Consider the following 22,246-nt stretch of genomic DNA (forward strand, 5'->3'; position numbering starts at 1 on the left):
AAGGGCCAGCCCCACGACGGCCCACCGACCTTGCACAGTTCCGGACCGGCTGCTTAAGTTCTTGCAATCGAGGCCTGCCAGCGACGGCCTGCCCAGCACCCGTTCAGCACGTTGCACCCCTTCGACGAACCCGGGGCTTGAAACCATGTGGAAAAGGACTTGGCCGCTGCACATTGCCCTACTGCTCGCCTTATCCCTGTTGCTGGCGCCGAAGATCATCCTGATTGGCTACTTCGCCAATCGCTGGATCGACACCAGCCCGTCCAGCATCGCCCTGTACCTGCTGCAGGACGTGCTGTTGGCCGCGCTGGTCTACCTGCTTGCCATCACTACCTTGCGCAGGCGCAAGTACAGCTTCTTCCTGGTCGCTTTCCTGGCCGGCGCCCTGCTGCTCCTGCTGCTCGTCGACATGCGCGTGAGGGAGCTGTGGCTCAAACCGCTGGACTGGTCGCTGATCCAATACAGCCTTGAAAATGCCAGCAACCTGACGTCGGGGGCGCCGGTGTTCCTCAACCAGCTGGCAGGCTTTGGCCTGACCTTCCGCTTCATCGTGTTCGTGCTGTTCCTCGCTTACCTGGCGGCTTGGGGGCTGGTGGGCCTGGCCACCTACCAGGCGTTCAAGCGCCCGCCTGCCGCGCCGGCAAGGGCACGCACCCTGGGCTTGGTCGTGTTGCTGTGCGGCCTGCTGCTGGGGGCGATCTTCGCCAAGGACGCCCGCTATGACCTGAACGACAACATCGTCACCCGCTCGCTGGTCTCAGCCCTGCAGAACGCCACCCAGGAGAATGCGAGCCTGCACCCCAACCTGCTGCCCTTCGAACAACCCGCTTACCCCGTGTCCGCCATCAACACCCTGCCCAAACTCGACAGCGCGCCCGCAGCAGACTTCAAGAACCTGGTGTATATCGTCATGGAGTCGGTGCGCTGGAACAGCATTTTCGGCGCCGATGTCCGCACCGCCCAGCGCTACCCCACCTTCGACAGGCTTTCGCGCGAGGGCATGCTGTTCAAGTCGTATGTGACGGTGCCCCATTCATCCAAGGGCTACTACTCGATCTTCACCGGGCAGCACGCCTACCCCGGTGTTGAAATCAAAGAGGCGATGCCCCTCTACCAGCCCGGCGTGATCCATGAGCTGCAGCAGAAAAACAACATGCAGGCCGTCGCCTTCAGCTCACTCTTCCTGCAGTTCGAGAACATGGACGGTTTCCTCAAGTCCATCGGTGTTGCCAACGCCTATGCCGTCGCCGACATCGCGCCCGCCAACACACTGGCGCAGAACAACAGCAGTTTTGGCGAGAGTGACGAGCTGCTGTACGCATCCAGCATTCCCTACCTGCAGGCCATCAGCAAAACCGGCAAAGGGTTTATCGCCTTGTACTTCCCAAGCGCCGCGCATTACCCCTACGACTGCACGGGCACGTCCGCCTCGCAGTCAGCGCTGGAAAAGTACGAAACCTGCATCGAAACCACCGACACCCTGATCGGGCAAATGCTCGAGGGGTACGACAAGGCGGGCCTGCTCGACTCCACCCTGTTCGTGCTGGTGGGCGACCATGGCGAGTCGTTCGGCGAACACGGGCTGTTCATTCACAACTCGTCCATGCACGAAGAAGAAGTGACCGTGCCGCTGATTTTCTGGGCCAAGGGCAAGACCCTGGCCAAGCCGATATCGACCACCAGCCAGCAGACCGACATCGCCCCCACCATTGCCGACTTCTTCGCGGTGGCCGACGCGCCATTCAACGTACAAGGCATCAGCTTGCTCAGGGACCACGGCAAGCGGGTGTTTTACATGTCGACGTTCTTCGACCAGCTGTCCTCTGCACTGGTGGAGCACCCGTACAAGTACATCTACGAATACAGCCCGGATACTCTCGTGCGCTACCACCTCGAAGACGACCCGCAAGAAAAGAACCCTCAACCGGTCGAAGGCGACGCGTTCACGACCCTGAAGAACCGCCTGCTGTCCTACGACGCGTACCAGAAGGCGCTGTTTGCAAAAGACCCCAAGCCAGGCGAGTGATGTGCAATCATCCCCCGTCCATACACACTCGCAAGGAAGGGTCATGAAGGAACATACCTACGCGTTGACCGTGAACTGGACCGGCAATGCCGGCCAGGGCACCACCAGCTATACGGCTTACCAACGGGACTTCAGTATCGAGGCCCAGGGCAAGCCAGCGCTGCCCGGCTCGGCCGACCCGGCTTTTCGTGGCGACCGCAGCCGCTGGAACCCCGAAGACCTGCTGCTCGCGTCGGTATCAGCCTGCCACAAGCTGTGGTACCTGCACCTGTGCGCGGTGAACAACGTGAATGTGCTGGCGTACGTCGACAAGCCAGAGGGCCGAATGGTCGAAGGTGATGGCGAACTCAAGGGGCATTTCACGGCCATCGTGCTGCGCCCGCAGGTGCTGGTGAGCAACGATTCGGATGCGCAAGTCGCCCTGCGCCTGCATGAAGACGCCCACCACGAATGCTTCATCGCCAACTCGGTGAACTTCCCGGTGCATTGTGAGCCGGTGATCAACCGCGAGGGCTGAGGCCAGATACGACAAGGGCGCCTTGCGGCGCCCTTGTGGCTCAACTCATTCCCACTCGATAGTGGCAGGCGGCTTGCTCGACACGTCGTAGGTGACGCGGGAGATACCGGCGATTTCGTTGATGATGCGGCCGCTGACGGTTTCCAGCAGCTCGTACGGCAGGTGCGCCCAACGTGCGGTCATGAAGTCCACGGTTTCGACGGCGCGCAGCGCCACGACCCAGGCGTAGCGACGGCCATCGCCGACGACACCCACCGACTTGACCGGCTGGAACACCACGAAGGCCTGGCTGGTCTTGTGGTACCAGTCGGCCTTGCGCAGTTCCTCGATGAAGATGTGGTCGGCGCGACGCAGGATGTCGGCGTATTCCTTCTTCACTTCACCCAGGATACGCACGCCCAGGCCCGGGCCCGGGAACGGGTGGCGGTAGACCATGTCGTACGGCAGGCCCAGCTCCAGGCCGATCTTGCGCACTTCGTCCTTGAACAACTCACGCAGCGGCTCGACCAGCTTGAGGTTCATCTCCTCCGGCAGGCCACCGACGTTGTGGTGCGACTTGATCACATGGGCCTTGCCGCTCTTGGCGCCAGCCGACTCGATCACGTCGGGGTAAATGGTGCCCTGGGCGAGGAACTGGATGTTGTCCAGCTTGCTGGCTTCGGCATCGAACACGTCGATGAAGGTGCGGCCGATGATCTTGCGCTTCTTCTCCGGGTCGGCTTCGCCTTCCAGGTTGTCGAGGAACTGCTTCTCGGCGTCGGCGCGGATCACCTTGACGCCCATGTTCTCCTTGAACATGGCCATCACCTGGTCGCCTTCGTGCAGGCGCAGCAGGCCGTTGTCGACGAATACGCAGGTCAGCTGGTCGCCGATGGCGCGGTGCAGCAGCGCGGCAACCACGGAAGAGTCGACGCCGCCGGACAGGCCCAGCAGGACGTTGGCCGAGCCGACTTGTTCGCGGACCTGGGCAATGGCGTCTTCAACGATGTTGGACGGAGTCCACAGGGCTTCGCAGCCACAGATGTCCTGGACGAAGCGCGACAGGATGCGGCCGCCCTGCTTGGTGTGGGTCACTTCCGGGTGGAACTGCACGCCGTAGTAGCCCAGGGCATCGTCGTACATGCCGGCGATCGGGCAGCTTGGGGTGCTGGCCAGCACGCTGAAGTTGCCTGGCATCTGGGTGACCTTGTCGCCGTGGCTCATCCACACGTCCAGGCCCAGTACGCCGTCATCGTCGACGTGGTCTTCGATACCGTCGAGCAGGCGGCTCTTGCCAACCACGTCAACGCGGGCATAGCCGAACTCGCGCAGCTCGGAACCTTCGACCTTGCCGCCCATCTGCTCGGCCATGGTCTGCATGCCGTAGCAGATGCCCAGCACCGGCACTTTCAGGTCGAACACGGCCTGTGGCGCGCGCGGGCTGTTGGCTTCGTGGACCGACTCGGGGCCGCCGGCGAGGATGATGCCGCGCGGGTTGAATTCGCGAATCGCTTCATCGTCCATGTCGAACGGGTGCAGCTCGCAGTACACGCCGATTTCGCGCACGCGGCGGGCGATCAGCTGGGTGTACTGGGAACCGAAATCGAGGATCAGGATGCGGTGAGCGTGAATGTCGAGGGCCATGACTCAATCTCTGATGCAGCTGCAAGCTTCAAGCCGCAAGCTGCAAGTTGATCGGGGAAAACGCGGTAGTTGCAGAAGGGCAACTACCGCTTGTAGCTTGAAGCTTGTCGCTTACCGCTGGAGGCGTTAGCCGACCCGGTAGTTAGGGGCTTCTTTGGTGATCTGCACGTCATGCACGTGGGACTCGGCCATGCCGGCACCGGTGATGCGCACGAACTCCGGCTTGGTACGCATCTCTTCGATGGTCGCGCTGCCGGTGTAGCCCATGGACGAACGCAGGCCGCCCATCAGCTGGTGGATGATCGCCGACAGGGCGCCTTTGTATGGCACGCGGCCTTCGATCCCCTCAGGAACAAGCTTCTCGGCACCGGCCGAGGAGTCCTGGAAGTAACGGTCGGAGGAGCCTTGCGCCTGCGCCATGGCACCCAGCGAGCCCATGCCGCGGTAAGCCTTGTACGAACGGCCCTGGAACAGCTCGACTTCACCCGGGGCTTCTTCGGTACCGGCGAACATCGAACCCATCATCACGCAGGAAGCACCGGCAACGATGGCCTTGGACAGGTCACCGGAGAAGCGGATGCCGCCGTCGGCGATCAGTGGCACACCCGTGCCTTCCAGCGCAGCGGCGACGTTGGCGATGGCGCTGATCTGCGGCACGCCGACACCGGCAACGATACGGGTGGTGCAGATCGAGCCTGGGCCGATACCGACCTTGACGGCGTCGGCGCCGGCTTCGGCCAGGGCCTTGGCAGCAGCGCCGGTGGCGATGTTGCCGCCGATCACCTGCACTTGCGGGTAGGTCTCTTTAACCCAGCGAACACGGTCGATCACGCCTTTGGAGTGACCGTGGGCGGTGTCGACCACCACCACGTCAACGCCGGCAGCGACCAGGGCGGCAACGCGCTCGCCGGTGTCCTTGCCGGTGCCGACGGCAGCGCCGACGCGCAGGCGACCCTGGTCGTCCTTGCTCGCCAGTGGGTAGGCCTTGGCTTTTTCGATGTCCTTGACGGTCATCATGCCCTTGAGCGCGAACTTGTCGTCGACGATCAGGACTTTTTCCAGGCGGTGCTTGTGCAGCAGCTCGCGGACTTCGTTCTTGTCGGCGCCTTCGCGCACGGTGACCAGGCGCTCTTTAGGCGTCATCACGTCGCGGACCTTGGCGTCCAGGCGGGTTTCGAAGCGCACGTCACGGGAGGTGACGATGCCCACCAGGTCGCCGTTGGCCAGCACCGGAACGCCCGAGATGTTGTTCAGGCGGGTCAGGTCGAACAGGTCGCGCACGGTGGCGTCGGCGTCGATGGTGATCGGGTCCTTGACCACGCCAGCCTCGAACTTCTTGACCTTGCGCACTTCGCCGGCCTGCTGCTCGATGGTCATGTTCTTGTGGATGATGCCGATGCCGCCTTCCTGGGCCATGGCAATGGCCAGACGCGCTTCGGTCACGGTATCCATGGCGGCGGAAACCAGGGGAATGTTCAGCTCGATGCCACGAGTCAAACGGGTCTTGAGACTGACTTCATTGGGCAGTACCTCGGAATAACCAGGTACAAGGAGGATATCGTCGAAAGTCAGGGCTTCTTGGCTGATACGCAGCATCGCGGGGGCTCCCGGGCGGGAAAAATGGAAGCGCGCCATTATACTCATGCACGGCGCGCCGCTCAATGCAAAATAAGGGCCTTCGGTCAGCCTTGTGGCAGTTTTACCTGCACCACCGCCACCGGCTGATCGAGCCAGTCGGCAAAGCTGTCGAGGAAGGCCTGGGTAAACCCGGCCTCGCCCCAGTTGTTGAAGATGAACCCCAGGTTGGAAAAGGCACATGGCTGCAGGTAAAGAAAGCCATTGATGTCGTCCTCGAAGCCGCACAACGGGCAGGTGAAGTTGTCGCTCACCCCCGGCGTCCACTCCTCCAGGCTCTCGAACAGCGGCTCGCCGACCTCGCGCCGGCATTCCGGGCAGCCGGCTTCTTCGAGAAAAGCGTCGGTGGGGGTGTAGATGCAGCGCTTGAGCACCACTTCAAGGCCGTTGACCTGCTCGCCGAAAGGCAGTTTCTCCGGGTGCAGGGCCACCTTGCGCGCCCCCTCGGCCAGGGCATGGCCCATGCGGTTGCCGGTACGCCCGCAGGTGGTCAGCTGCTCCTCGACGATCTTCTCGCGCACCAGCCAGCGCAGGATGGCCCTTGAGCGGGCTTCGTGGGACGGCACGGTGGACAGTTTAGGGACGATGATGCTTTGGGTGTTCATGAACGAAACGCGCCTGCGGACTGCGGTAATGGCGCAATTCTACCGCTCACGCGCTCAGGTAGCGACCGATCAACGCCAGGCCGCTGGCCAGTACCAGCCAGGTCACCAGGCGCACGAAGGCTTCGCGGGACAATTTCAGGGTCAACCGCCTGCCAACCCACAGCCCGAGGAACATCACTGGCAGCAGGCAGGCGGCCAGCAACAGCAGGCTGGTATCGGCATACACACCGGCGATCAGGAACAGCGACAGGCGTACCACCGTGCTGCAACTGATCAATGCGCTCTGGGTGGCCCGCGCCTGCTCCTTGGACGCCAGCCGGCCGCTCAGGTAGATCGCATACAGGAACCCGCCACTGCCGAACAGCGCACCGAACAGGCCGCCCACCGTGCCCATCGGCACCGCCCACAGGCCCGAAAGAGTTGCCGGGCGCACTTTCACCGCCAGGCCGTAGATCGCATAGGCGGTGACGAACAGGCCCATCAGCAACAGCAGCAGGTCGGACTTGAGCCGCAGCAGGAACACCACACCCAGGGTGCAGCCCACGGCCATGCAGGGCAGCAGGCGCAGCAGTTCGCCGCGCACCACATCCCGGCGTGATGGCAGCAGGTTGCCGAAGGCGGCGACGAAGTCCAGCAGCACCAGCAGCGGGATGATCCGCGACAGGGGCATGAAGTGGATCAGGACCGGGCCTGCGACCAGCGCGGTGCCGAAGCCGGCGATGCCGAAGACGATGTAGGCCACCCCCACACCGAGCAGGATGGGTAGCCAGTCGAGCATGGAAAACGACAGTTGAGCGAGCATTGCGGCAGTTCCTCGGGAGACCCCAGAAGGTTAGCCAGCGACAAGCCATGCCGACTAATATGCCTTTACGCCATGAGCCATCTGAAAAAGGCATGACATGACTTCGATCCGCCAACTGCGCTATTTCGTCGAAATCGCCGAGGCCGGCAGTTTCAGTGCCGCCGCCGAGCGGCTGTACATCGCCCAGTCGGCCCTCAGCCGTCAGATCAAGGAACTGGAGCTGCACCTGGGCTCCGCGCTGTTCGAACGTACCGCCCGCCAGCCACGGCTGACCGCCGCTGGGCTGGCCTTCCTCGACCGCGCCCGACGCCTGCTGGCCGACCTGGACAAGGCCGAACGCCTGGCCCGCGAGGTGGGCCAGGGCCTGCGCGGCAACCTGCGGCTGAACCACTCCAGTACCGTGCCGCTGACAGGGCAGCTGCTGCAGCGCCTCGGCAGCTACCTCAAAGACAACCCCGGCGTCTCCCTGGAGATCGCCCAGCAATCGTCGGAGGCGCAACTGGAAGACATCGCCGAAGGCCGCCTGGAGATCGGCCTGCTGCGCCTGCCGGTGCTGCGTCAGCACGAGGGCGTGGAGCTGCATGCACTGTTCGACGAGCCCCTCCTGCTGGCGGTGTCGGCAAGCCACCCACTGGCCACGGCCGGCAGTGTTCGGCTGGGGCAACTGCGCGAGGAACGCTTCATTTCCATACCCCATCGTCAGCGCGGCGGGTTGAGCTACCTGTCGGCGTCGTTGTGCATGAACGAAGGATTCTTCCCCCAGGCGGCGCAGGTGGTGTCGCGCAAGACCACGCAACTGCAGCTGATCCAGGCCGGGTTCGGGGTGGCGTTGCTGCCCCTGAGCATGCGCGAGATTGCCCCGCCCTCGGTCACCTTCGTGCCGCTGGCCGAGGCCTGCCAGAGCACCGTGGCCCTGGCCTGCCGACGCGACGCGGGAGCGCTGTCGAGAAAGCTGCTGGACAGCCTGCGCTCGCCACAGGGCGATCAGGGCATGTAGCGCTCCACCAGCGCAAAGGCGATCGCCGCGGTCTCGGCATCCAGCACACCGTCAAAGTTGCCCGGCCGGAAATGCAGCTGGAACGCCCTGAGCAAGGCACGCACCTGGGCCGGGTCGGGGCTGGTCGGGAAGCTGTACCCGTAGGTACGCAACTTGCCGAGGACGACCTCGAGCTGCGGCAGGCAACCCGCGAACCGCTGCTGGTAGTGCGCCTTGCGCGCCTCGTCATACCAGGCACCGATACCGGCCTGGTACAGGGCCTGCCAGGGGAAAGCGGCGCCAGGGTCGCTCTTGCGGCCAATGGCGATGTCGCTATGGCCGACCACCTGGGTCGGCGTGATGTCCGGATAGCGCTGCAGGATCGCCTGGCCCAGTTGGATCAGGGCTTCCACCTGCTGGGGGTGATAGGGCGGGAACACGAACTGGCCGTTGCTCACCGACGCCTGGTTGACGAGCTCGATGCCGATCGACGTATCGTTCAGGTTGCTGCGTCCGGCCCAGCCGCTGACACCCGCGTGCCAGGCGCGCTCGTTCTCGTCGACGAGGTTGAAGGTGCGCATCGCGTCAAAACCTGCACTCGCGAAGCTCGGATCGGACGGGTCGGGCACCAGGTAATGGGCGCTGACCTGGGTGCCTTTGACCAGCGCATTGATCGAGCCGTTGAAATTGGCGGCGGTGTAATGCAGCACCAGGAATCGCACCCGTCGGTTGAAAGCCTTGGAGCGGTAGGTGTGGGCGTCTATGGGATACATGGCGGATCTCCTCATGGAATCAGGCGCCCAGCCTGCATCGCCGGGTATCGGGGCCGGCAGCCGGAAATGCTCCCAAGGTTGGGCGTGCCAGCAGCCGGCACAGTGCATCCGCGCGACGGCTCCTTTATGATGCCCGGCATGATCAGAGACCCTTTCGAAAGACTCGGCCTGGACCGCGAGGTCCTCACCGTCAGCCAGCTCAACGGCCGCGCCCGCGTGCTGCTCGAGGACGTGTTCCGCAGCGTCTGGGTGGAAGGCGAGATTTCCAACCTCGCCCGCCCCGCCTCCGGCCACCTGTACTTCACCCTCAAGGACAGCGGCGCGCAGATTCGCTGCGCGCTGTTCCGCCAGAACGCCCTGCGCGTTCGCCAGGCGCTGCGCGACGGCCTGGCGGTCAAGGTGCGCGGCAAGGTTTCGCTGTTCGAAGGCCGTGGCGACTACCAGCTGATCCTCGACACCGTCGAACCGGCCGGTGACGGCGCCCTGCGCCTGGCCTTCGAGGCCCTGAAGGAAAAACTCGGCGCCGAAGGCCTGTTCAGCACCGAACGCAAGAAACCCTTGCCGGTGCATCCGCAACGCATCGGCATCATCACCTCGCCCACGGGCGCGGTGATCCGCGACATCATCAGCGTGTTCGGCCGCCGTGCGCCGCAGGTCGAGCTGAACCTGATCCCCACCGCGGTACAGGGCCGCGAGGCCATCGCCCAGATCGTCCGCGCCCTGCAGCTGGCCGACCGCCAAGGCTTCGATGCGCTGATCCTGGCCCGTGGCGGTGGCTCGCTGGAAGACCTCTGGTGCTTCAACGAAGAGGCCGTGGCCCGCGCCGTGGCGGCGTGCGTGACGCCCATCGTCAGTGCCGTGGGCCATGAGACCGACGTGTCGATCAGCGACTTCGTCGCCGACGTGCGCGCCCCCACCCCGTCGGCCGCAGCCGAACTGCTGGCGCCCGACAGCAGCGGCCTGCAACAGCGCCTGGACAGCCTGCAGCGGCGCCTGTTGCTGCGCATCCAGAACCGCCTCGCCCACGACCGCCTGCGCCTCGATGGGCTGGCCCGGCGCCTGCGCCACCCGGGCGAGCGCCTGCGCCAGCAGGCCCAGCGCCTGGATGACCTGGACATGCGCCTGCGCCGCGCCTTCATGCTCAGCCTGCAACGCCGCCACGAGCGCCTGGGCCGTCTCGACACCCGCCTGGCCGCGCAACACCCCGGCCGTTCGCTGAAGCTGCTCAAGCAACGCCTGGACAGCCTTGGCGAACGCCTGCCACGGGCCATGCGCGAAGTGCTCAAGGACCGCCGCCAGCGCTTCCAGGCGCAACTGCAGACCCTGCAGGTGGTCAGCCCGCTGGCGACCCTGGCCCGCGGCTACAGCATCCTGCTCGACGAACGTGGCCAGGCCATTCGCAGCGCCGCCCAGACCCACAATGGCCAGCGCCTGACCGCACGCCTCAATGAAGGCGAACTCAAAGTGCGGGTCGAAGACAACCACCAGACTCCGGTCACCCTTTCGCTACTGGACTGACACATGCCCCGCCTGTTCGCCCCCCTGCTCGCCCTGTTCCTGCTGCTGCCGCTCACCGCTGCCCAGGCCAGCTACATCACCCGCACCCTCGACAAGCCGGTGCCTGGCGGCGTCGCGGTGGTCGACCTTGGCCCTTCGGCCAGCGCCCCGAGCGCGCGCTTCGATGGCAAGCCGGTGCTGGTGGTCAAGGAGCAGGACACCTGGCTGGCCATCGTCGGCATCCCGCTGACGCAAAAGCCCGGCAACGCCGTGCTCACCCAGGGCGGCCGCAGCCTGCCCTTCACCGTCGGCAGCAAGAAGTACCCCGAACAGCACATCACCCTGAAGAACAAGCGCCAGGTCAACCCCGAGCCCGACGACCTCAAGCGCATCGAGCGCGAACTGGCCGAGCAAGTGAAGGCCTACCGCAGCTTCAGCCCCACGCTGCCGAGCAACCTGATCCTCGAAAAACCGGTCAATGGCCCGCTGTCGAGCAAGTTCGGCGTGCGTCGCTTCTTCAATGGCGAAGAGCGCAACCCCCACGCCGGCCTGGACTTCGCCGTGCCCGCCGGCACGCCGATCAAGACCCCGGCCAATGGCAAGGTGATCCTGGTGGGCGATTACTTCTTCAATGGCCGCACGGTGTTCGTCGACCATGGCCAGGGTTTCATCAGCATGTTCTGCCACATGTCGAAGATCGACGTGAAGCCAGGCCAGGTGCTGCGCCGTGGCGAGGTGGTCGGCCGGGTGGGCTCGACCGGGCGCGCCACCGGGCCGCACATGCACTGGAACGTCAGCCTCAATGATGCGCGGGTGGATCCGGCGATTTTCATTGGTGCGTTCCAACCCTGAAATCGGCATCCCCCCATTCGCGGGTAAACCCGCTCCCACAGGCACAGTGACACCTGTGGGAGCGGGTTTACCCGCGAAGAGGCCAGTACTGCCACCCGCAGTACCCATGTCTTGCGCCATCCAAAAATACTGCGCAACGACACAAACAAAACAAACAATAACCAGCCATAAAATCTCGCCAATCCTGTTTTTTTAAGCATTCCTCTCAATTTTTTCTGAAGCCTTGCCATCCCCCACCCCACTGGTTAGGGTTGAGCACATGAAAACCTTCAGCACCCTCATCCTTCTCCGACAACACCGCAGCCTCTGCCTGGTCAGTGCACGACTACCAGGGTGAATCGCGTCGCCTCGCCTTTTCATCTCGTTATCGTTTGGCAGGCCCGATTTCGGCCGCACATAAAAGGATTGCTTCCATGACCATGCTCAAAGACCCTTCGAAGAAATACCGCGCCTTCCCGACCATCGACCTGCCCGACCGCACCTGGCCGTCGAAAACCATCACCCAGGCGCCGATCTGGTGCAGCTCCGACCTGCGTGATGGCAACCAGTCGCTGATCGAGCCGATGGATTCGGAGAAGAAGCTGCGTTTCTGGAAGACCTTGGTGCAGGTCGGCGTGAAGGAAATCGAAGCCTCGTTCCCGTCCGCGTCGCAAACCGACTTCGACTTCGTGCGCACCCTGATCGAAGACGGCCACATCCCGGACGACACCACCATCCAGGTGCTCACTCAAGCCCGTGAAGACCTGATCGCCCGCACCTTCGAATCCCTGCGCGGCGCCAAGAAGGCCATCGTCCACCTGTACAACGCCACTTGCCCGTCGTTCCGCCGCATCGTCTTCAACCAGGACAAGCAGGGCGTCAAGGACATCGCGGTCAACGCCGCCAAGCTGTTCGTCAAGTACGCCGCCCAGCAGCCGGAAACCCACTGGACCTTCCAGTACTCGCCAGAGACCTTCAGCGCCACCGAGCTGGAGTTCGCCAAAGAGGTGTGCGACGCGGTGATCGAGGTGTGGAACCCGACCCCTGAGCACAAGGTCATCCTCAACCTGCCGGCCACCGTCGAAGTCGCCACGCCGAACATCTACGCCGACCAGATCGAATGGTTCTGCCGCAATGTCAGCCGCCGCGACAGCGTGATCATCAGCCTGCACTGCCACAACGACCGTGGCACCGGCATCGCCGCCACCGAGCTGGGCCTGATGGCCGGCGCCGACCGTGCCGAAGGCTGCCTGTTCGGCAACGGCGAGCGCACCGGCAACGTCGACCTGGTGACCCTGGCGTTGAACCTCTACACCCAGGGCATCGACCCGCAGCTGGACTTCTCCGACATCGACGGCGTGCGCAAGGTCGTCGAGGAGTGCAACCAGTTGCCGGTGCACCCGCGTCACCCGTACGTTGGCGACCTGGTCCACACCGCCTTCTCCGGCTCGCACCAGGATGCCATCCGCAAAGGCTTCGCCAAGCAGCAGGAAGGCGAGCTGTGGGAAGTGCCGTACCTGCCGATTGACCCGGCCGACATCGGCCGCAGCTACGAGGCGGTGATCCGCGTCAACAGCCAGTCGGGCAAGGGCGGCATCACCTACCTGCTCGAACAGGAATACGGCATCAGCCTGCCGCGACGCATGCAGATCGAGTTCAGCCAGGTGGTGCAGGGTGAGACCGACCGGCTGGGCCTGGAAATGACCGCCAAGCAGATTTACACCCTGCTGCAAAAGGAATACCTGCAAGCCAATGCGCCGTACGCGCTGGTCAGCCACCGTCTGCAGGAAGAGAACGGCAGCAGCCACGTGCAAGTGGAAGTCTCCGGTGAAGGCGAGACCACCTTGCATTGGCACGGTAAAGGCAACGGTGCTCTGGAAGCGCTGGTGGCCGGCCTGCCAGTGGCCGTGGAAATCATGGACTACAACGAGCACGCCATCGGCGCCGGCACCAACGCCAAAGCCGCGGCCTACATCGAGCTGCGCGTCGCGGGCGGTCGCCCGGTGCACGGCGTGGGCATCGACGAGAACATCACCACCGCCAGCTTCAAGGCGCTGTTCAGCGCGCTGAACCGCTCCCTGAGCCAACAGGAAGCCAAGGCGGCATAAACCCGCCCTGCTCGCCTGCAAACCCGCATCCTCTGATGCGGGTTTTTTTATGCCCGAAATATCCAGCAAGGTGCGTCAGTCAACGCCGTCATTTCGCCATGGCGAAAAATTTGCAGGATGCCTTGGATCAAGCGGCGCAGCCGCCTGCCTACAGGGAAGCACAATGCAGGCAGCCTGCTTTACAACTTCCGATCAAAGCTTATTAATTCGCCGATGCACTGATATGGATCAATACTTTATTGCTTGAACTAAATAAGTGCATTTTCATTAGTCAAAACCTGTCGCTACTTACTCTTTATTAGTGCAACACAATAAAAGTAAAATAGTGGCAGCGAGCCATCAAACAACAACAGCAGCGGCATTCGCCTATTAACCTACTGCCCACTTCCCAGAGGCCAGACGCATGCTGACCAATGCCCCGCTTCGCCTGAAGCTGTTGTTGATACTGATATTTCCCTTACTCGGTTTCCTACTACTGAGCAGTGTTTACCTGCTCGACAATTATCGAACCTTGCGCGACATGGAAAGCACCGTAAGCGCCAGCAGCACGGCGCAATCGCTGAGCGTGTTGATCACCAGCCTGCAGCGTGAACGCGGTGCGAGCGGGGTGTTCATCGGCAGCCGCGGCACGGCCATGGGCAACCGCCTGGGGCAAATCCGCGAAGAAAGCAGCGCCGCCATCGAAGCGGTCCGACGCTTGCCGACAGCCAATGACAGCGACATCGCCAAGTTACTCGGCACCTTGCAGGCGATTACCGAGCTGCGCCAGCAGGTGAGCCAGTTATCGATTGACAGCACTGTATCCGGCGCCCGCTACACCGAGATGATCCAGCAATTGATCGGCTATACCCACTCATTGGAAAAACGCGTCAACAACACCGCGGTGGTTCATGCGCTGAGTGCACTCAATCAGTTCATCGAACTGAAGGAGCGGGCCGGCCGTGAGCGGGTCATCCTTGGCCTGGCATTCAATCAAGATCACTTCGACGCTACTCTGCTGTCGCGCTTCAGCCGCAACCTCGGTGAGTTTTCCGCCTATGCCGACGGGTTCCAGCGCAAGGCGTCAGCTGAACTGCTGAGCCAGTTCCAGGCCCGCCAACAATCGCCTGCCGCCAATGAAGTGAGCAGGCTGCAACGCCTGGCCTTCGAGGTGCCGCTGGGCCAGGCGCTGGGGATCAAACCGGAAGCCTGGTTCGACATTTCGACCCAGCGCATCGACCAGATGAGCGAGGTCGAGCAGGCCCTGGCCGAGCGCGTCGGCAAACTTGCCGCCGACGCCCATGGCAACGCCAGCCAAGCCCTGTGGCTGACGCTCGGCGGCGCGCTCCTGGCGCTGGCCCTCGTAGCCCTGTTGTCGTGGCTGATCATCCACAGCATCGGCAAGGCGGTGCAGGACATCAACAGCGCCCTCGATGGCCTCGCCCGCCGCGACCTTACTGCGCGCAGCGGTTACCGCAGCAAGGACGAGTTCGGCCAGATCGCCGACAACCTCAACCGCATGGCCGACGAACTCGGCGAAATCGTCCGCGAGATCGGCAGCGCTACTGCCCAGGTCGCCACCGCCGCTGAAGAGTCCTCAGCGGTGACCCTGCAGACCAGCCGCAGTGTCGAACAGCAACGCCAGAGCACCGAGCTGGTGGCCACCGCGATCAACGAGATGAGCGCCACCGTGCGTGAAGTGGCGCATAGCACCAACGACGCGGCCAATCTGTCCCAGCAGATTCACACCAGTACCAGCCAGGGCCAGGCCGAAGTCGAAGGCACCATCGAACTGATCCGCGAGCTGTCGTCCCAGGCCGAACAGACCGCCAACCTGATCAATGAGCTGAAGCAGGAAAGCGATGCGATTTCATCGGTACTGGACGTGATCCGGGGTATCGCCGAACAGACCAACCTGTTGGCCCTGAATGCCGCCATCGAAGCCGCCCGTGCCGGCGACCACGGTCGCGGTTTCGCCGTGGTGGCCTCGGAAGTGCGCACCCTGGCACAGCGCACCCAGGAATCGACCGGCAATATCCAGCAGATGATCAGCAACCTGCAGGCCGGCTCTGATCGGGCCAGCAGTTCCATGCTGGAAACCTTGGGCAAGGCGCAGTCCGGCGCCAGCCGCATCGGCCGCGCAGGCGAGCTGCTGGCGTCGATCACCGAGGGCGTCGCCCGCATCAGCGACCGCAACATCCAGATCGCCTCTGCTGCCGAAGAGCAGAGCGCGGTGTCCGAAGACATCAACCGCAACGTCAACGCAATCAATGACCTGGTGATACAGGTCAGTGCAGGCGCTCAGCAGACTGCGGTGACCAGCCAGGAGCTGGCCCGCCTGGCAGAACATCAACAGCAACTGGTCAGCCGCTTCCGCCTGGCATGACGGCCTCGCTTCTTTCGTTGCCTGCCCCGGCCCTATCGCCGGCAAGCCGGCTCCCACAGGTGCGACACAGGGCTTGAGGCCAATGCGGTCGGGTGGGAGCCGGCTTGCCGGCGATTGAACCAAGGCAGGCTCTACATAATCCGCAGGCAAAAAAAAGGGGCGCCGACCAAGCGCCCCACAAGCCGTGTAGCACACAACGAAATCGGTCAGTCCAGCAACGCCATCGCCTCGGCGCTGCAGGCCTCGATGCGCGCCCAGTCGCCGTTCTTGATCCAGCTGCTGTCGAGCATCCAGGTGCCGCCCACGCACATCACATTGGGCAGTGCCATGTAGTTGCGCACGTTGGCTGGGTTCACCCCGCCCGTGGGGCAGAAGCGGATGTCGCCGAACGGGCCGCCGAAAGCCTTGATCGCCGCCACGCCGCCGCTGATCTCGGCCGGGAACAGCTTGAAGCGTCGGTAGCCCAGGGCGTAACCCATCATGATCTCGGACGGCGTGCTGATGCCGGGCAGCAGCGGGATGTCGCTGTCCACGCCGGCCTCGAGAATGTCCTGGGTGATGCCCGGGGTGACGACGAACTGCGCGCCAGCGGCCTGCACGGCGGCAAACATGCTGCGGTCGAGCACGGTGCCGGCACCGACGCACAGCTCCGGGCGCTGCTCACGCAGCACCTGGATGGCCTTCAGGCCCAGCGCCGAGCGCAGGGTCACTTCCAGGGTGCGGATGCCACCGGCGGCCAAGGCGTCGGCCAGCGGCAGGATGTCTTGCTCGCGGGCGATGGTGATCACCGGCAGGATGCGCGCCTTGGCGCAGATCGCGTCGATGCGTTCGGCTTTCTCGGCCATCGAGAGCAAAGGCTGTGGGCGTTCGAGGGTGGTCATGACTGTGGATCCTTGGCTCATGGGCACCAGTAGATGCTCAGGGGGTCGTGAAGAAAAGCGCGAATCGGCATTTCGGTAAGGTCGTTGCCCGCCAGCGCGGCGCGCAGGGTAGCGAGTTTGCCGGCCCCTTGCACGGACAGCGCAGTGAAGCCGGCGCTGGCCAGCAGCGCGCGGGTCATGCTCAGGCGCTGGTGCGGCACGCTGGGCGCCAGCATCGGCAGGCAGCGGCGCTCACCCACCTTGGCCAGGCCCTGGCGCAGGTTGGGGCTGGCCGGGAACAGCGAGGCGGTGTGGCCATCGTCGCCCATGCCCAGCACCAGTACATCGATCGGCGGCAACTCGGCCAGTGCCTGGTCGGCCTGTTCGGCGGCGGCTTCCAGGTTGGCGGCACCCTGATAGAGGCCGATGAAGCGTGCCTTGGCCGCCGTGCCCTTGAGCAAGTGACGGGCCAGCAAACCTGCGTTGCTGTCGGCATGCTCCACCGGCACCCAGCGCTCGTCGGCCAGGCTCACGGTCACCTTCGACCAGTCCAGCACTTGCGCAGCCAACTGCTCGAGGAACGGTACCGGGCTGCGCCCGCCGGACAACACCACACAGGCCTGGCCCTTGCTGGCGATGGCCTGGCGCAGGCGTTCGGCCACGTCATGGGCCAGGGTCGCCGCCAGGCTGTTCGAATCGGCCAGCGCATGCGCCTTCACGCTCGCCGGCAGTTGCAGTTCAGATATCGCCATACCAGGCCCTCCCATCACGTGTAATCAATGCAATCGAGCTCATCGGCCCCCAGGAACCGGCCGCATAGGGCTTGGGGGCATCGCCGCTGGTCTTCCAGCCGGCGATCAGCTGGTCGCACCATTTCCAGGCGTATTCGATTTCGTCCTTGCGCACGAACAGGTTCTGGTTGCCGCGCATCACTTCCAGCAGCAAGCGCTCGTAGGCATCAGGAATCCGCGCGCTGCGCCAGGTGTCGGAGAAATTCAGTTGCAGCGGGCCACTGCGCAGCTGCATGCCCTTGTCCAGGCCCTGCTCCTTGGTCATCACCCGCAGCGAGATACCTTCGTCCGGCTGCAGGCGGATGATCAGCTTGTTGCCGATCTGCAAGCGCTGTTCCGGAGCAAAGATGTAGTGCGGCGTCTCTTTGAAGTGGATGACGATCTGCGACAGCTTGCCGGGCATGCGCTTGCCGGTGCGCAGGTAGAACGGCACGCCCGACCAGCGCCAGTTGCGGATGTCGGCGCGCAGGGCGACAAAGGTTTCGGTGTCGCTCTGGGCGTTGGCGTTGTCTTCTTCCAGGTAGCCCGGCACCGGCTTGCCGTCGCTGTAGCCGGCGATGTACTGACCACGCACCACGCGAGTGCTCAGGCCCTCTCCGGTGATCGGCGCCAGGGCCTTGAGCACCTTGACCTTCTCGTCGCGGATGCTGTCGGCGGAAAGGTCGCTGGGCGGGTCCATGGCGATCAGGCAAAGCAGCTGCAACAGGTGGTTCTGGATCATGTCGCGCAGTTGGCCGGCCTTGTCGAAGTAGCCCCAGCGGCCTTCGATACCGACCTTTTCGGCGACGGTGATCTCCACGTGGGAGATGGAATTCTGGTTCCACTGGGTTTCGAACAGGCTGTTGGCAAAGCGCAGGGCAATCAGGTTCTGCACCGTCTCTTTGCCCAGGTAGTGGTCGATGCGATAGACGCGGTTTTCCGGGAAGAACCGCGCCACGGCGTCGTTGACCCGGCGCGACGACTCCAGGTCGTGGCCAATGGGCTTTTCCAGCACCACCCGGGTGCGCGGCGCCAGGCCGGCCTTGTCGAGGTTCTCGCAAATCGCCCCATAGACTGCGGCGGCCGTGGCGAAATAGGCGATCAGTGGCAGCTCGCCTGGCGCTTGCTCGACCAGCGCCTGGTAATCCTCGGGCTGGGCGAAGTCCACATGCAGGTAGTTCAGGCGTTCGAGGAAGCGGCCCAGGGCAACGGCGTCGATGTCCGCGTCGGGGACGTGGCGGCGCAGGTGCGCCTCGATGGTGCCCAGGTGCTCCTGCGCGGTGCCCGGCTCACGGGCCAGGGCCAGCAGCCGGGTGTCCGGGTGCAGCAGGTTGGCACGGTCGAGCTGGTAGAGCGCAGGAAACAGCTTGCGCAATGCCAGGTCGCCCAAGGCGCCAAAGAGGGCAAATGTGCAAGGTTCGACACTTATCGCAGCCATGATGTTGGTTCTTTTATTAAAGTTGAGCTAGGAATACCGCTTTCAAAGCGGGTTTTCAAGGCCTAATGTAGTAAAAACCACAACATTACTTACATCTATTACAACCCAGTGGTGTGACAATCTCACCGCCAGTAGGATACACAACACTGCAAAAAGCCTGCTGCCCCGCCAGCCGGCTGTCACCTAGAGCCGACCAAGGACACCCCATGGACCGCGTGCGTAACCTCCTGGAACAGATCCAGGGCCGCCTGGACGAGTTGAACAAGGCCGAACGCAAAGTCGCCGAAGTCATCCTGCTCAACCCGCAACAAGCCACCCGCTTCAGCATCGCCGCGCTGGCCCAGGCGGCCTCGGTCAGCGAACCGACCGTCAACCGCTTCTGCCGCTCGTTCGGCGTCAACGGCTACCCCGAGCTCAAACTGCAACTGGCGCAGAGCCTGGCCAGCGGCGCGGCCTACGTCAGCCGAGCGGTGGAGGCCGACGACGATCCGGCGGCCTACACCCAGAAAATCTTCGGCAGCGCCATCGCCTCGCTCGACAGCGCCTGCCAGCAACTCGACCCACAGCAGGTCAGCCGCGCCGTGGACATGATGATCCAGGCCCGGCAGATCCACTTCTTCGGCCTCGGTGCTTCCGCCCCGGTGGCCCTTGATGCGCAACACAAGTTCTTCCGCTTCAACCTGGCCGTGTCGGCCCATGCCGATGTGCTGATGCAGCGCATGCTGGCCTCGGTGGCCCACACCGGCGACCTGTTCGTGATCATCTCCTACACCGGGCGCACCCGCGAACTGGTCGAGGTGGCGCGCGTGGCGCGGGAAAACGGCGCCTCGGTGCTCGGCCTGACCGCCGCCGGCTCGCCATTGGCCCAGGCCTGCAGCCTGAGCCTGCACATCCCGTTGCCGGAGGACACCGACATCTATATGCCGATGACCTCGCGGATCATCCAGCTCACCGTGCTCGACGTGCTCGCCACCGGCATGACCCTGCGCCGCGGCGTGGACTTCCAGCCGCACCTGCGCAAGATCAAGGAAAGCCTCAACGCCAGCCGCTACCCGATCGAGGACGACGACCTCAGCTGAGGCGATGCGCCTGCAGCCGCAGGTGCGCACGTTCACCCGGCCTCAGGCTCAGGCCCTCGTCGCTGCCGCTGGCCGCCTCGACGCAGACGAAACCCTGGCACTCGCGCCCGCTCACGCCCATCAGCGGGCGGTTGCCTGGGTGCCAGACCACGGTGTCGTCGCTGTCGCCGGTGTCGATGCACAGCTCGCGCTGCCAGGCCGGGTCCTGCAATTGCACCCTGGGCGTGCCGGGGTAGACCTTCTGGCAACCGCCCTTGAGTTTCAACGCGCCGTCTTCGCGGCAAGCCTGGCGGTTGAGGCGGTCGTAGCCTTCGATATCCTCAAGCCCAGACAGCGCTATCTTTGACACGTCACTGATCCGCCAGTAAGCCAGCAGCGCATGGCTCAACTGGCAGGGCTCGCTGTCCTGGTGCTCGGTACTCAGGCTCAATTCCATGCTGGCGCCCAGGCGCGCATGCAGGTCGACCTGCCAGTCGCACAGGTCCAGGCGCCACTTCAAGGTCACGCCCTCCTCGTCCTCACGGCTGTCCACCAGCTTCCAGTCCAGCAGCCGTGCCCAGCCGTGGGCCGGCCACAGGTCCTCGCTGGGGTGGCGCCCATACCAGGGCCAGCACACCGGCACGCCACCGCGGATGGCGCCAACCTGCGGCCACTGTTCGGCGCACCACAGCCAGGGCTTTTCACCGGTGGGCTGGAAATGCAGCAATTGCCCGCCCTGGCGGCTGAACACCGCCTGGCAGCGGGGGTGGTCGATGATCAGCACATCGCGCTGCTGGTAACGCTCCCACTCGAAGGTCGGCCTCGGCCGTTGCGAGGTGAAGAAGCGATGTAGCGGATGTTCTGCCATGGTTCCAAGCTCTTTTGTTGTTCGAGATAGCGCTGTCTCAGCCCGTACCCGCTAACCACTGCAGACCAGTGGTTAGCGGAGGGCCGAAAATAGATGGCGTAAATTTACAACAATTCGTCTCAGAATGACGACTGAATCTTCAACCCTGCGACCAGCGCGTTGTCCACCTCGTCCACCGCACCCGGGCTCTTGATGTACTGCAGGTTCGGCCGCACGGTCAGCCAATTGGTGACGTGGAAGCCGTAGTAGAGCTCGGCGTTGTACTCGGTGCGCTGCAGCGGCACGAAGCCTGGATTGTCGTAATCGGCAATGCCGGACTGGGCGTTGAGCAGCTCTGCGCGTTTCTTCACGTCGTCGTTGACATGGATACGGGCCACGCCGAAGCCGATATCGTCCTTGGGCCGAGCATCGAAGGCGCCTTTGTACACCAGGCCGACCTGCTGGTAGTTGTCGACCACGTTGGTGGCCTTGTCGTGCACGGTGAAGTTGGCGAACAGGCTCAGGCCACGGCTGGCATCACTGGCGTGGGCAGTCACCTGCTGCTGCGCCACCACCCACCAGCCATGCTTGCTGGAGTGCGACTTGAAGTCCTGCCCGGTCAATGCCTGCGGGTTGCCGTTGATGTCGTCATATACATCGTCGGCCTTGGCGGTGCTGTAGTAGTAGCCCAGGCGGTACTCGCCCGGCAGGCCGTTGACCTTGGGCGACCACACCGCCTCCACCGGCAGGATCGCGCCCTTGGTGCCGCTGCCGCTGAGCTTGAAGCCGTTGCCGGTCTCCAGGTTCGAAGGGTTCTGCTCGTAGGCACCGACCTGGACGAAGAATTCCGGGGTGATGTTGTATTTCACCCGCAGGGCCCACTGGCTGACCGGCCAGTTGTACCAGATGCCCCCCACCCAGTTGCCCACCTGCGAGCCGCAGAACGCCAGGTTCTGGAAGTCGCAGGGGAAGCTGTTGAAGTCCTCGCCTTCGCCAAAGCGGCCGACTTTCACATCCAGCGCACCGTCGAAGTACTTCTGCTTGACCCACATCTGCGTCAACCGCCAGGTCTGGCCGCGCCCCCAGACCTCCTGCACCGAGCTGAACTGCCCGGCGCGTGGGTCGCTGATGCGGTCGTTGGACAGGTTGCGGCCGCTGCGTTCGGTGATCGCCAGTTTGAACTCGGCATCGTGCCAGCCGAAGATCTTCTCCAGGTCCAGGTGCGCGCCGAGGGCGAACTGGTCGCTGTAGCGCGCGGTCTTGTCGTCGTTGTAGCCACCGTGCAGGTTGCCGGCCACCTCGCCGACGTAGTCGAGGGTGAAGTCATAGCCCTTGTCCAGCAGCTCGGTGCGAGTGCCGCCCCAGTCGCCGGTCATCCATTTCGATTCCGACGAGAAAGCCTCGGCAGCCTGGGCCCCGCTGCTGCCGACCATGGCCAGCAGTGCCAGCGAGCCCAATGTCCTGATGCGATTGCGCTGTTCCATCCCTTTGCGTCCTCTTTTCTTGTTATTAACA

18 protein-coding genes and 1 pseudogene are annotated in these 22,246 nt (G+C 63.8%); 9 read left to right on the top strand and 10 right to left on the bottom strand.

Annotated features, from left to right (window positions below; genetic code table 11):
* Positions 1-145: 145 nt before the first annotated feature.
* Together ACQ4N9_RS09525 and ACQ4N9_RS09530 are read left to right on the top strand one after the other, a co-directional pair.
* Positions 146-2,026: a sulfatase-like hydrolase/transferase gene (locus tag ACQ4N9_RS09525; RefSeq protein WP_390968293.1), complete on the top strand. Its 1,881-nt coding sequence runs from the start codon at positions 146-148 to the stop codon at positions 2,024-2,026.
* A 43-nt stretch (positions 2,027-2,069) separates the two neighbouring features.
* A complete protein-coding gene (locus tag ACQ4N9_RS09530) occupies positions 2,070-2,543 on the top strand; it encodes an OsmC family protein (RefSeq protein WP_390968295.1) in 474 nt (157 codons plus the stop codon).
* A gap of 45 nt (positions 2,544-2,588) precedes the next feature.
* On the opposite strand, the gene guaA is transcribed toward ACQ4N9_RS09530, so the two are convergent.
* The 4 genes from guaA to ACQ4N9_RS09550 all read right to left on the bottom strand — a co-directional run bounded on the left by guaA (position 2,589) and on the right by ACQ4N9_RS09550 (position 7,208).
* A complete protein-coding gene (gene guaA / locus ACQ4N9_RS09535; protein ID WP_125859986.1) occupies positions 2,589-4,166 on the bottom strand; it encodes a glutamine-hydrolyzing GMP synthase in 1,578 nt (525 codons plus the stop codon).
* Positions 4,167-4,292: 126 nt separating this feature from the next.
* Positions 4,293-5,762: an IMP dehydrogenase gene (gene guaB, locus ACQ4N9_RS09540; RefSeq protein WP_125465273.1), complete on the bottom strand. Its 1,470-nt coding sequence runs from the start codon at positions 5,760-5,762 to the stop codon at positions 4,293-4,295.
* 86 nt (positions 5,763-5,848) lie between these two features.
* A complete protein-coding gene (locus ACQ4N9_RS09545; RefSeq protein ID WP_390968297.1) occupies positions 5,849-6,406 on the bottom strand; it encodes a sugar ABC transporter ATPase in 558 nt (185 codons plus the stop codon).
* A 46-nt stretch (positions 6,407-6,452) separates the two neighbouring features.
* The gene (locus ACQ4N9_RS09550; protein ID WP_390968299.1) at positions 6,453-7,208 is read right to left on the bottom strand and encodes a sulfite exporter TauE/SafE family protein; all 756 of its coding nucleotides are present in this window, start codon (positions 7,206-7,208) and stop codon (positions 6,453-6,455) included.
* A 97-nt stretch (positions 7,209-7,305) separates the two neighbouring features.
* On the opposite strand from ACQ4N9_RS09550, the gene ACQ4N9_RS09555 reads away from it, so the two are divergent.
* Positions 7,306-8,205: a LysR family transcriptional regulator gene (locus tag ACQ4N9_RS09555; protein WP_390968301.1), complete on the top strand. Its 900-nt coding sequence runs from the start codon at positions 7,306-7,308 to the stop codon at positions 8,203-8,205.
* Here the strand turns inward: ACQ4N9_RS09555 and ACQ4N9_RS09560 are convergent.
* Entirely contained in the window at positions 8,193-8,957 is a 765-nt protein-coding gene (locus tag ACQ4N9_RS09560; RefSeq protein WP_390968303.1) for an N-acetylmuramoyl-L-alanine amidase, read from the bottom strand. The genes ACQ4N9_RS09555 and ACQ4N9_RS09560 overlap by 13 nt on opposite strands.
* A 138-nt stretch (positions 8,958-9,095) precedes the next feature.
* Between ACQ4N9_RS09560 and xseA the strand changes: the two genes are divergently transcribed.
* The 5 genes and pseudogenes from xseA (at position 9,096) to ACQ4N9_RS09585 (ending at position 15,758) form a co-directional block, all read left to right on the top strand.
* On the top strand, positions 9,096-10,475 hold the full coding sequence (xseA, locus tag ACQ4N9_RS09565; protein ID WP_390968305.1) for an exodeoxyribonuclease VII large subunit: 1,380 nt from the start codon (positions 9,096-9,098) through the stop codon (positions 10,473-10,475).
* Between the two features lie 3 nt (positions 10,476-10,478).
* On the top strand, positions 10,479-11,306 hold the full coding sequence (locus ACQ4N9_RS09570; protein ID WP_390968307.1) for a peptidoglycan DD-metalloendopeptidase family protein: 828 nt from the start codon (positions 10,479-10,481) through the stop codon (positions 11,304-11,306).
* 413 nt (positions 11,307-11,719) lie between these two features.
* Entirely contained in the window at positions 11,720-13,393 is a 1,674-nt protein-coding gene (leuA, locus tag ACQ4N9_RS09575) for a 2-isopropylmalate synthase (RefSeq protein WP_258642951.1), read from the top strand.
* Between the two features lie 520 nt (positions 13,394-13,913).
* A pseudogene (locus ACQ4N9_RS09580) lies at positions 13,914-14,894 on the top strand (nitrate- and nitrite sensing domain-containing protein); the annotation flags it as partial.
* A complete protein-coding gene (locus ACQ4N9_RS09585) occupies positions 14,892-15,758 on the top strand; it encodes a methyl-accepting chemotaxis protein (protein ID WP_374046961.1) in 867 nt (288 codons plus the stop codon). The pseudogene ACQ4N9_RS09580 and the gene ACQ4N9_RS09585, both read left to right, overlap by 3 nt.
* A 206-nt stretch (positions 15,759-15,964) precedes the next feature.
* Here ACQ4N9_RS09585 and ACQ4N9_RS09590 read toward each other — a convergent pair whose 3' ends face one another.
* Genes ACQ4N9_RS09590 through zwf form a run of 3 tightly spaced genes read right to left on the bottom strand, consistent with a single transcriptional unit; the run spans position 15,965 to position 18,826 of the window.
* Positions 15,965-16,639 (bottom strand): bifunctional 4-hydroxy-2-oxoglutarate aldolase/2-dehydro-3-deoxy-phosphogluconate aldolase, encoded by a 675-nt coding sequence (locus ACQ4N9_RS09590; protein WP_390968309.1) that lies wholly within the window; start codon positions 16,637-16,639, stop codon positions 15,965-15,967.
* Between the two features lie 17 nt (positions 16,640-16,656).
* Entirely contained in the window at positions 16,657-17,370 is a 714-nt protein-coding gene (gene pgl, locus ACQ4N9_RS09595; protein ID WP_390968311.1) for a 6-phosphogluconolactonase, read from the bottom strand.
* Positions 17,357-18,826, bottom strand: a complete 1,470-nt coding sequence (gene zwf / locus ACQ4N9_RS09600) for a glucose-6-phosphate dehydrogenase (protein ID WP_390968313.1) — start codon at positions 18,824-18,826, stop codon at positions 17,357-17,359. Before zwf ends, pgl begins: the two co-directional genes overlap by 14 nt.
* 215 nt (positions 18,827-19,041) lie before the next feature.
* Between zwf and hexR the strand changes: the two genes are divergently transcribed.
* Positions 19,042-19,905 (top strand): DNA-binding transcriptional regulator HexR, encoded by an 864-nt coding sequence (hexR, locus tag ACQ4N9_RS09605; protein ID WP_178125804.1) that lies wholly within the window; start codon positions 19,042-19,044, stop codon positions 19,903-19,905.
* Here hexR and ACQ4N9_RS09610 read toward each other — a convergent pair.
* A complete protein-coding gene (locus ACQ4N9_RS09610) occupies positions 19,898-20,752 on the bottom strand; it encodes a D-hexose-6-phosphate mutarotase (protein WP_258704990.1) in 855 nt (284 codons plus the stop codon). The two genes, hexR and ACQ4N9_RS09610, sit on opposite strands and share 8 nt — an antisense overlap.
* A gap of 119 nt (positions 20,753-20,871) precedes the next feature.
* Positions 20,872-22,164: a carbohydrate porin gene (locus tag ACQ4N9_RS09615; protein WP_390968476.1), complete on the bottom strand. Its 1,293-nt coding sequence runs from the start codon at positions 22,162-22,164 to the stop codon at positions 20,872-20,874.
* Between the last annotated feature and the right edge of the window lie 82 nt (positions 22,165-22,246).

Origin of the sequence: Pseudomonas sp. ES1, assembly GCF_050586605.1 — a bacterium.
GTDB lineage: Bacteria > Pseudomonadota > Gammaproteobacteria > Pseudomonadales > Pseudomonadaceae > Aquipseudomonas > Aquipseudomonas sichuanensis.

Bases quoted from the DNA above. Each gene is read 5' to 3' on its own strand.
- leuA (WP_258642951.1), top strand. From the start codon at position 11,720: ATGACCATGCTCAAAGACCCTTCGAAGAAATACCGCGCCTTCCCGACC.
- ACQ4N9_RS09545 (WP_390968297.1), bottom strand. From the start codon at position 6,406: ATGAACACCCAAAGCATCATCGTCCCTAAACTGTCCACCGTGCCGTCC.
- ACQ4N9_RS09560 (WP_390968303.1), bottom strand. From the start codon at position 8,957: ATGTATCCCATAGACGCCCACACCTACCGCTCCAAGGCTTTCAACCGA.
- ACQ4N9_RS09555 (WP_390968301.1), top strand. From the start codon at position 7,306: ATGACTTCGATCCGCCAACTGCGCTATTTCGTCGAAATCGCCGAGGCC.
- xseA (WP_390968305.1), top strand. From the start codon at position 9,096: ATGATCAGAGACCCTTTCGAAAGACTCGGCCTGGACCGCGAGGTCCTC.
- pgl (WP_390968311.1), bottom strand. From the start codon at position 17,370: ATGGCGATATCTGAACTGCAACTGCCGGCGAGCGTGAAGGCGCATGCG.
- ACQ4N9_RS09530 (WP_390968295.1), top strand. From the start codon at position 2,070: ATGAAGGAACATACCTACGCGTTGACCGTGAACTGGACCGGCAATGCC.
- guaB (WP_125465273.1), bottom strand. From the start codon at position 5,762: ATGCTGCGTATCAGCCAAGAAGCCCTGACTTTCGACGATATCCTCCTT.
- ACQ4N9_RS09525 (WP_390968293.1), top strand. From the start codon at position 146: ATGTGGAAAAGGACTTGGCCGCTGCACATTGCCCTACTGCTCGCCTTA.
- zwf (WP_390968313.1), bottom strand. From the start codon at position 18,826: ATGGCTGCGATAAGTGTCGAACCTTGCACATTTGCCCTCTTTGGCGCC.
- ACQ4N9_RS09590 (WP_390968309.1), bottom strand. From the start codon at position 16,639: ATGACCACCCTCGAACGCCCACAGCCTTTGCTCTCGATGGCCGAGAAA.
- ACQ4N9_RS09615 (WP_390968476.1), bottom strand. From the start codon at position 22,164: ATGGTCGGCAGCAGCGGGGCCCAGGCTGCCGAGGCTTTCTCGTCGGAA.
- ACQ4N9_RS09585 (WP_374046961.1), top strand. From the start codon at position 14,892: ATGGCCGACGAACTCGGCGAAATCGTCCGCGAGATCGGCAGCGCTACT.
- ACQ4N9_RS09550 (WP_390968299.1), bottom strand. From the start codon at position 7,208: ATGCTCGCTCAACTGTCGTTTTCCATGCTCGACTGGCTACCCATCCTG.
- guaA (WP_125859986.1), bottom strand. From the start codon at position 4,166: ATGGCCCTCGACATTCACGCTCACCGCATCCTGATCCTCGATTTCGGT.
- ACQ4N9_RS09610 (WP_258704990.1), bottom strand. From the start codon at position 20,752: ATGGCAGAACATCCGCTACATCGCTTCTTCACCTCGCAACGGCCGAGG.
- ACQ4N9_RS09570 (WP_390968307.1), top strand. From the start codon at position 10,479: ATGCCCCGCCTGTTCGCCCCCCTGCTCGCCCTGTTCCTGCTGCTGCCG.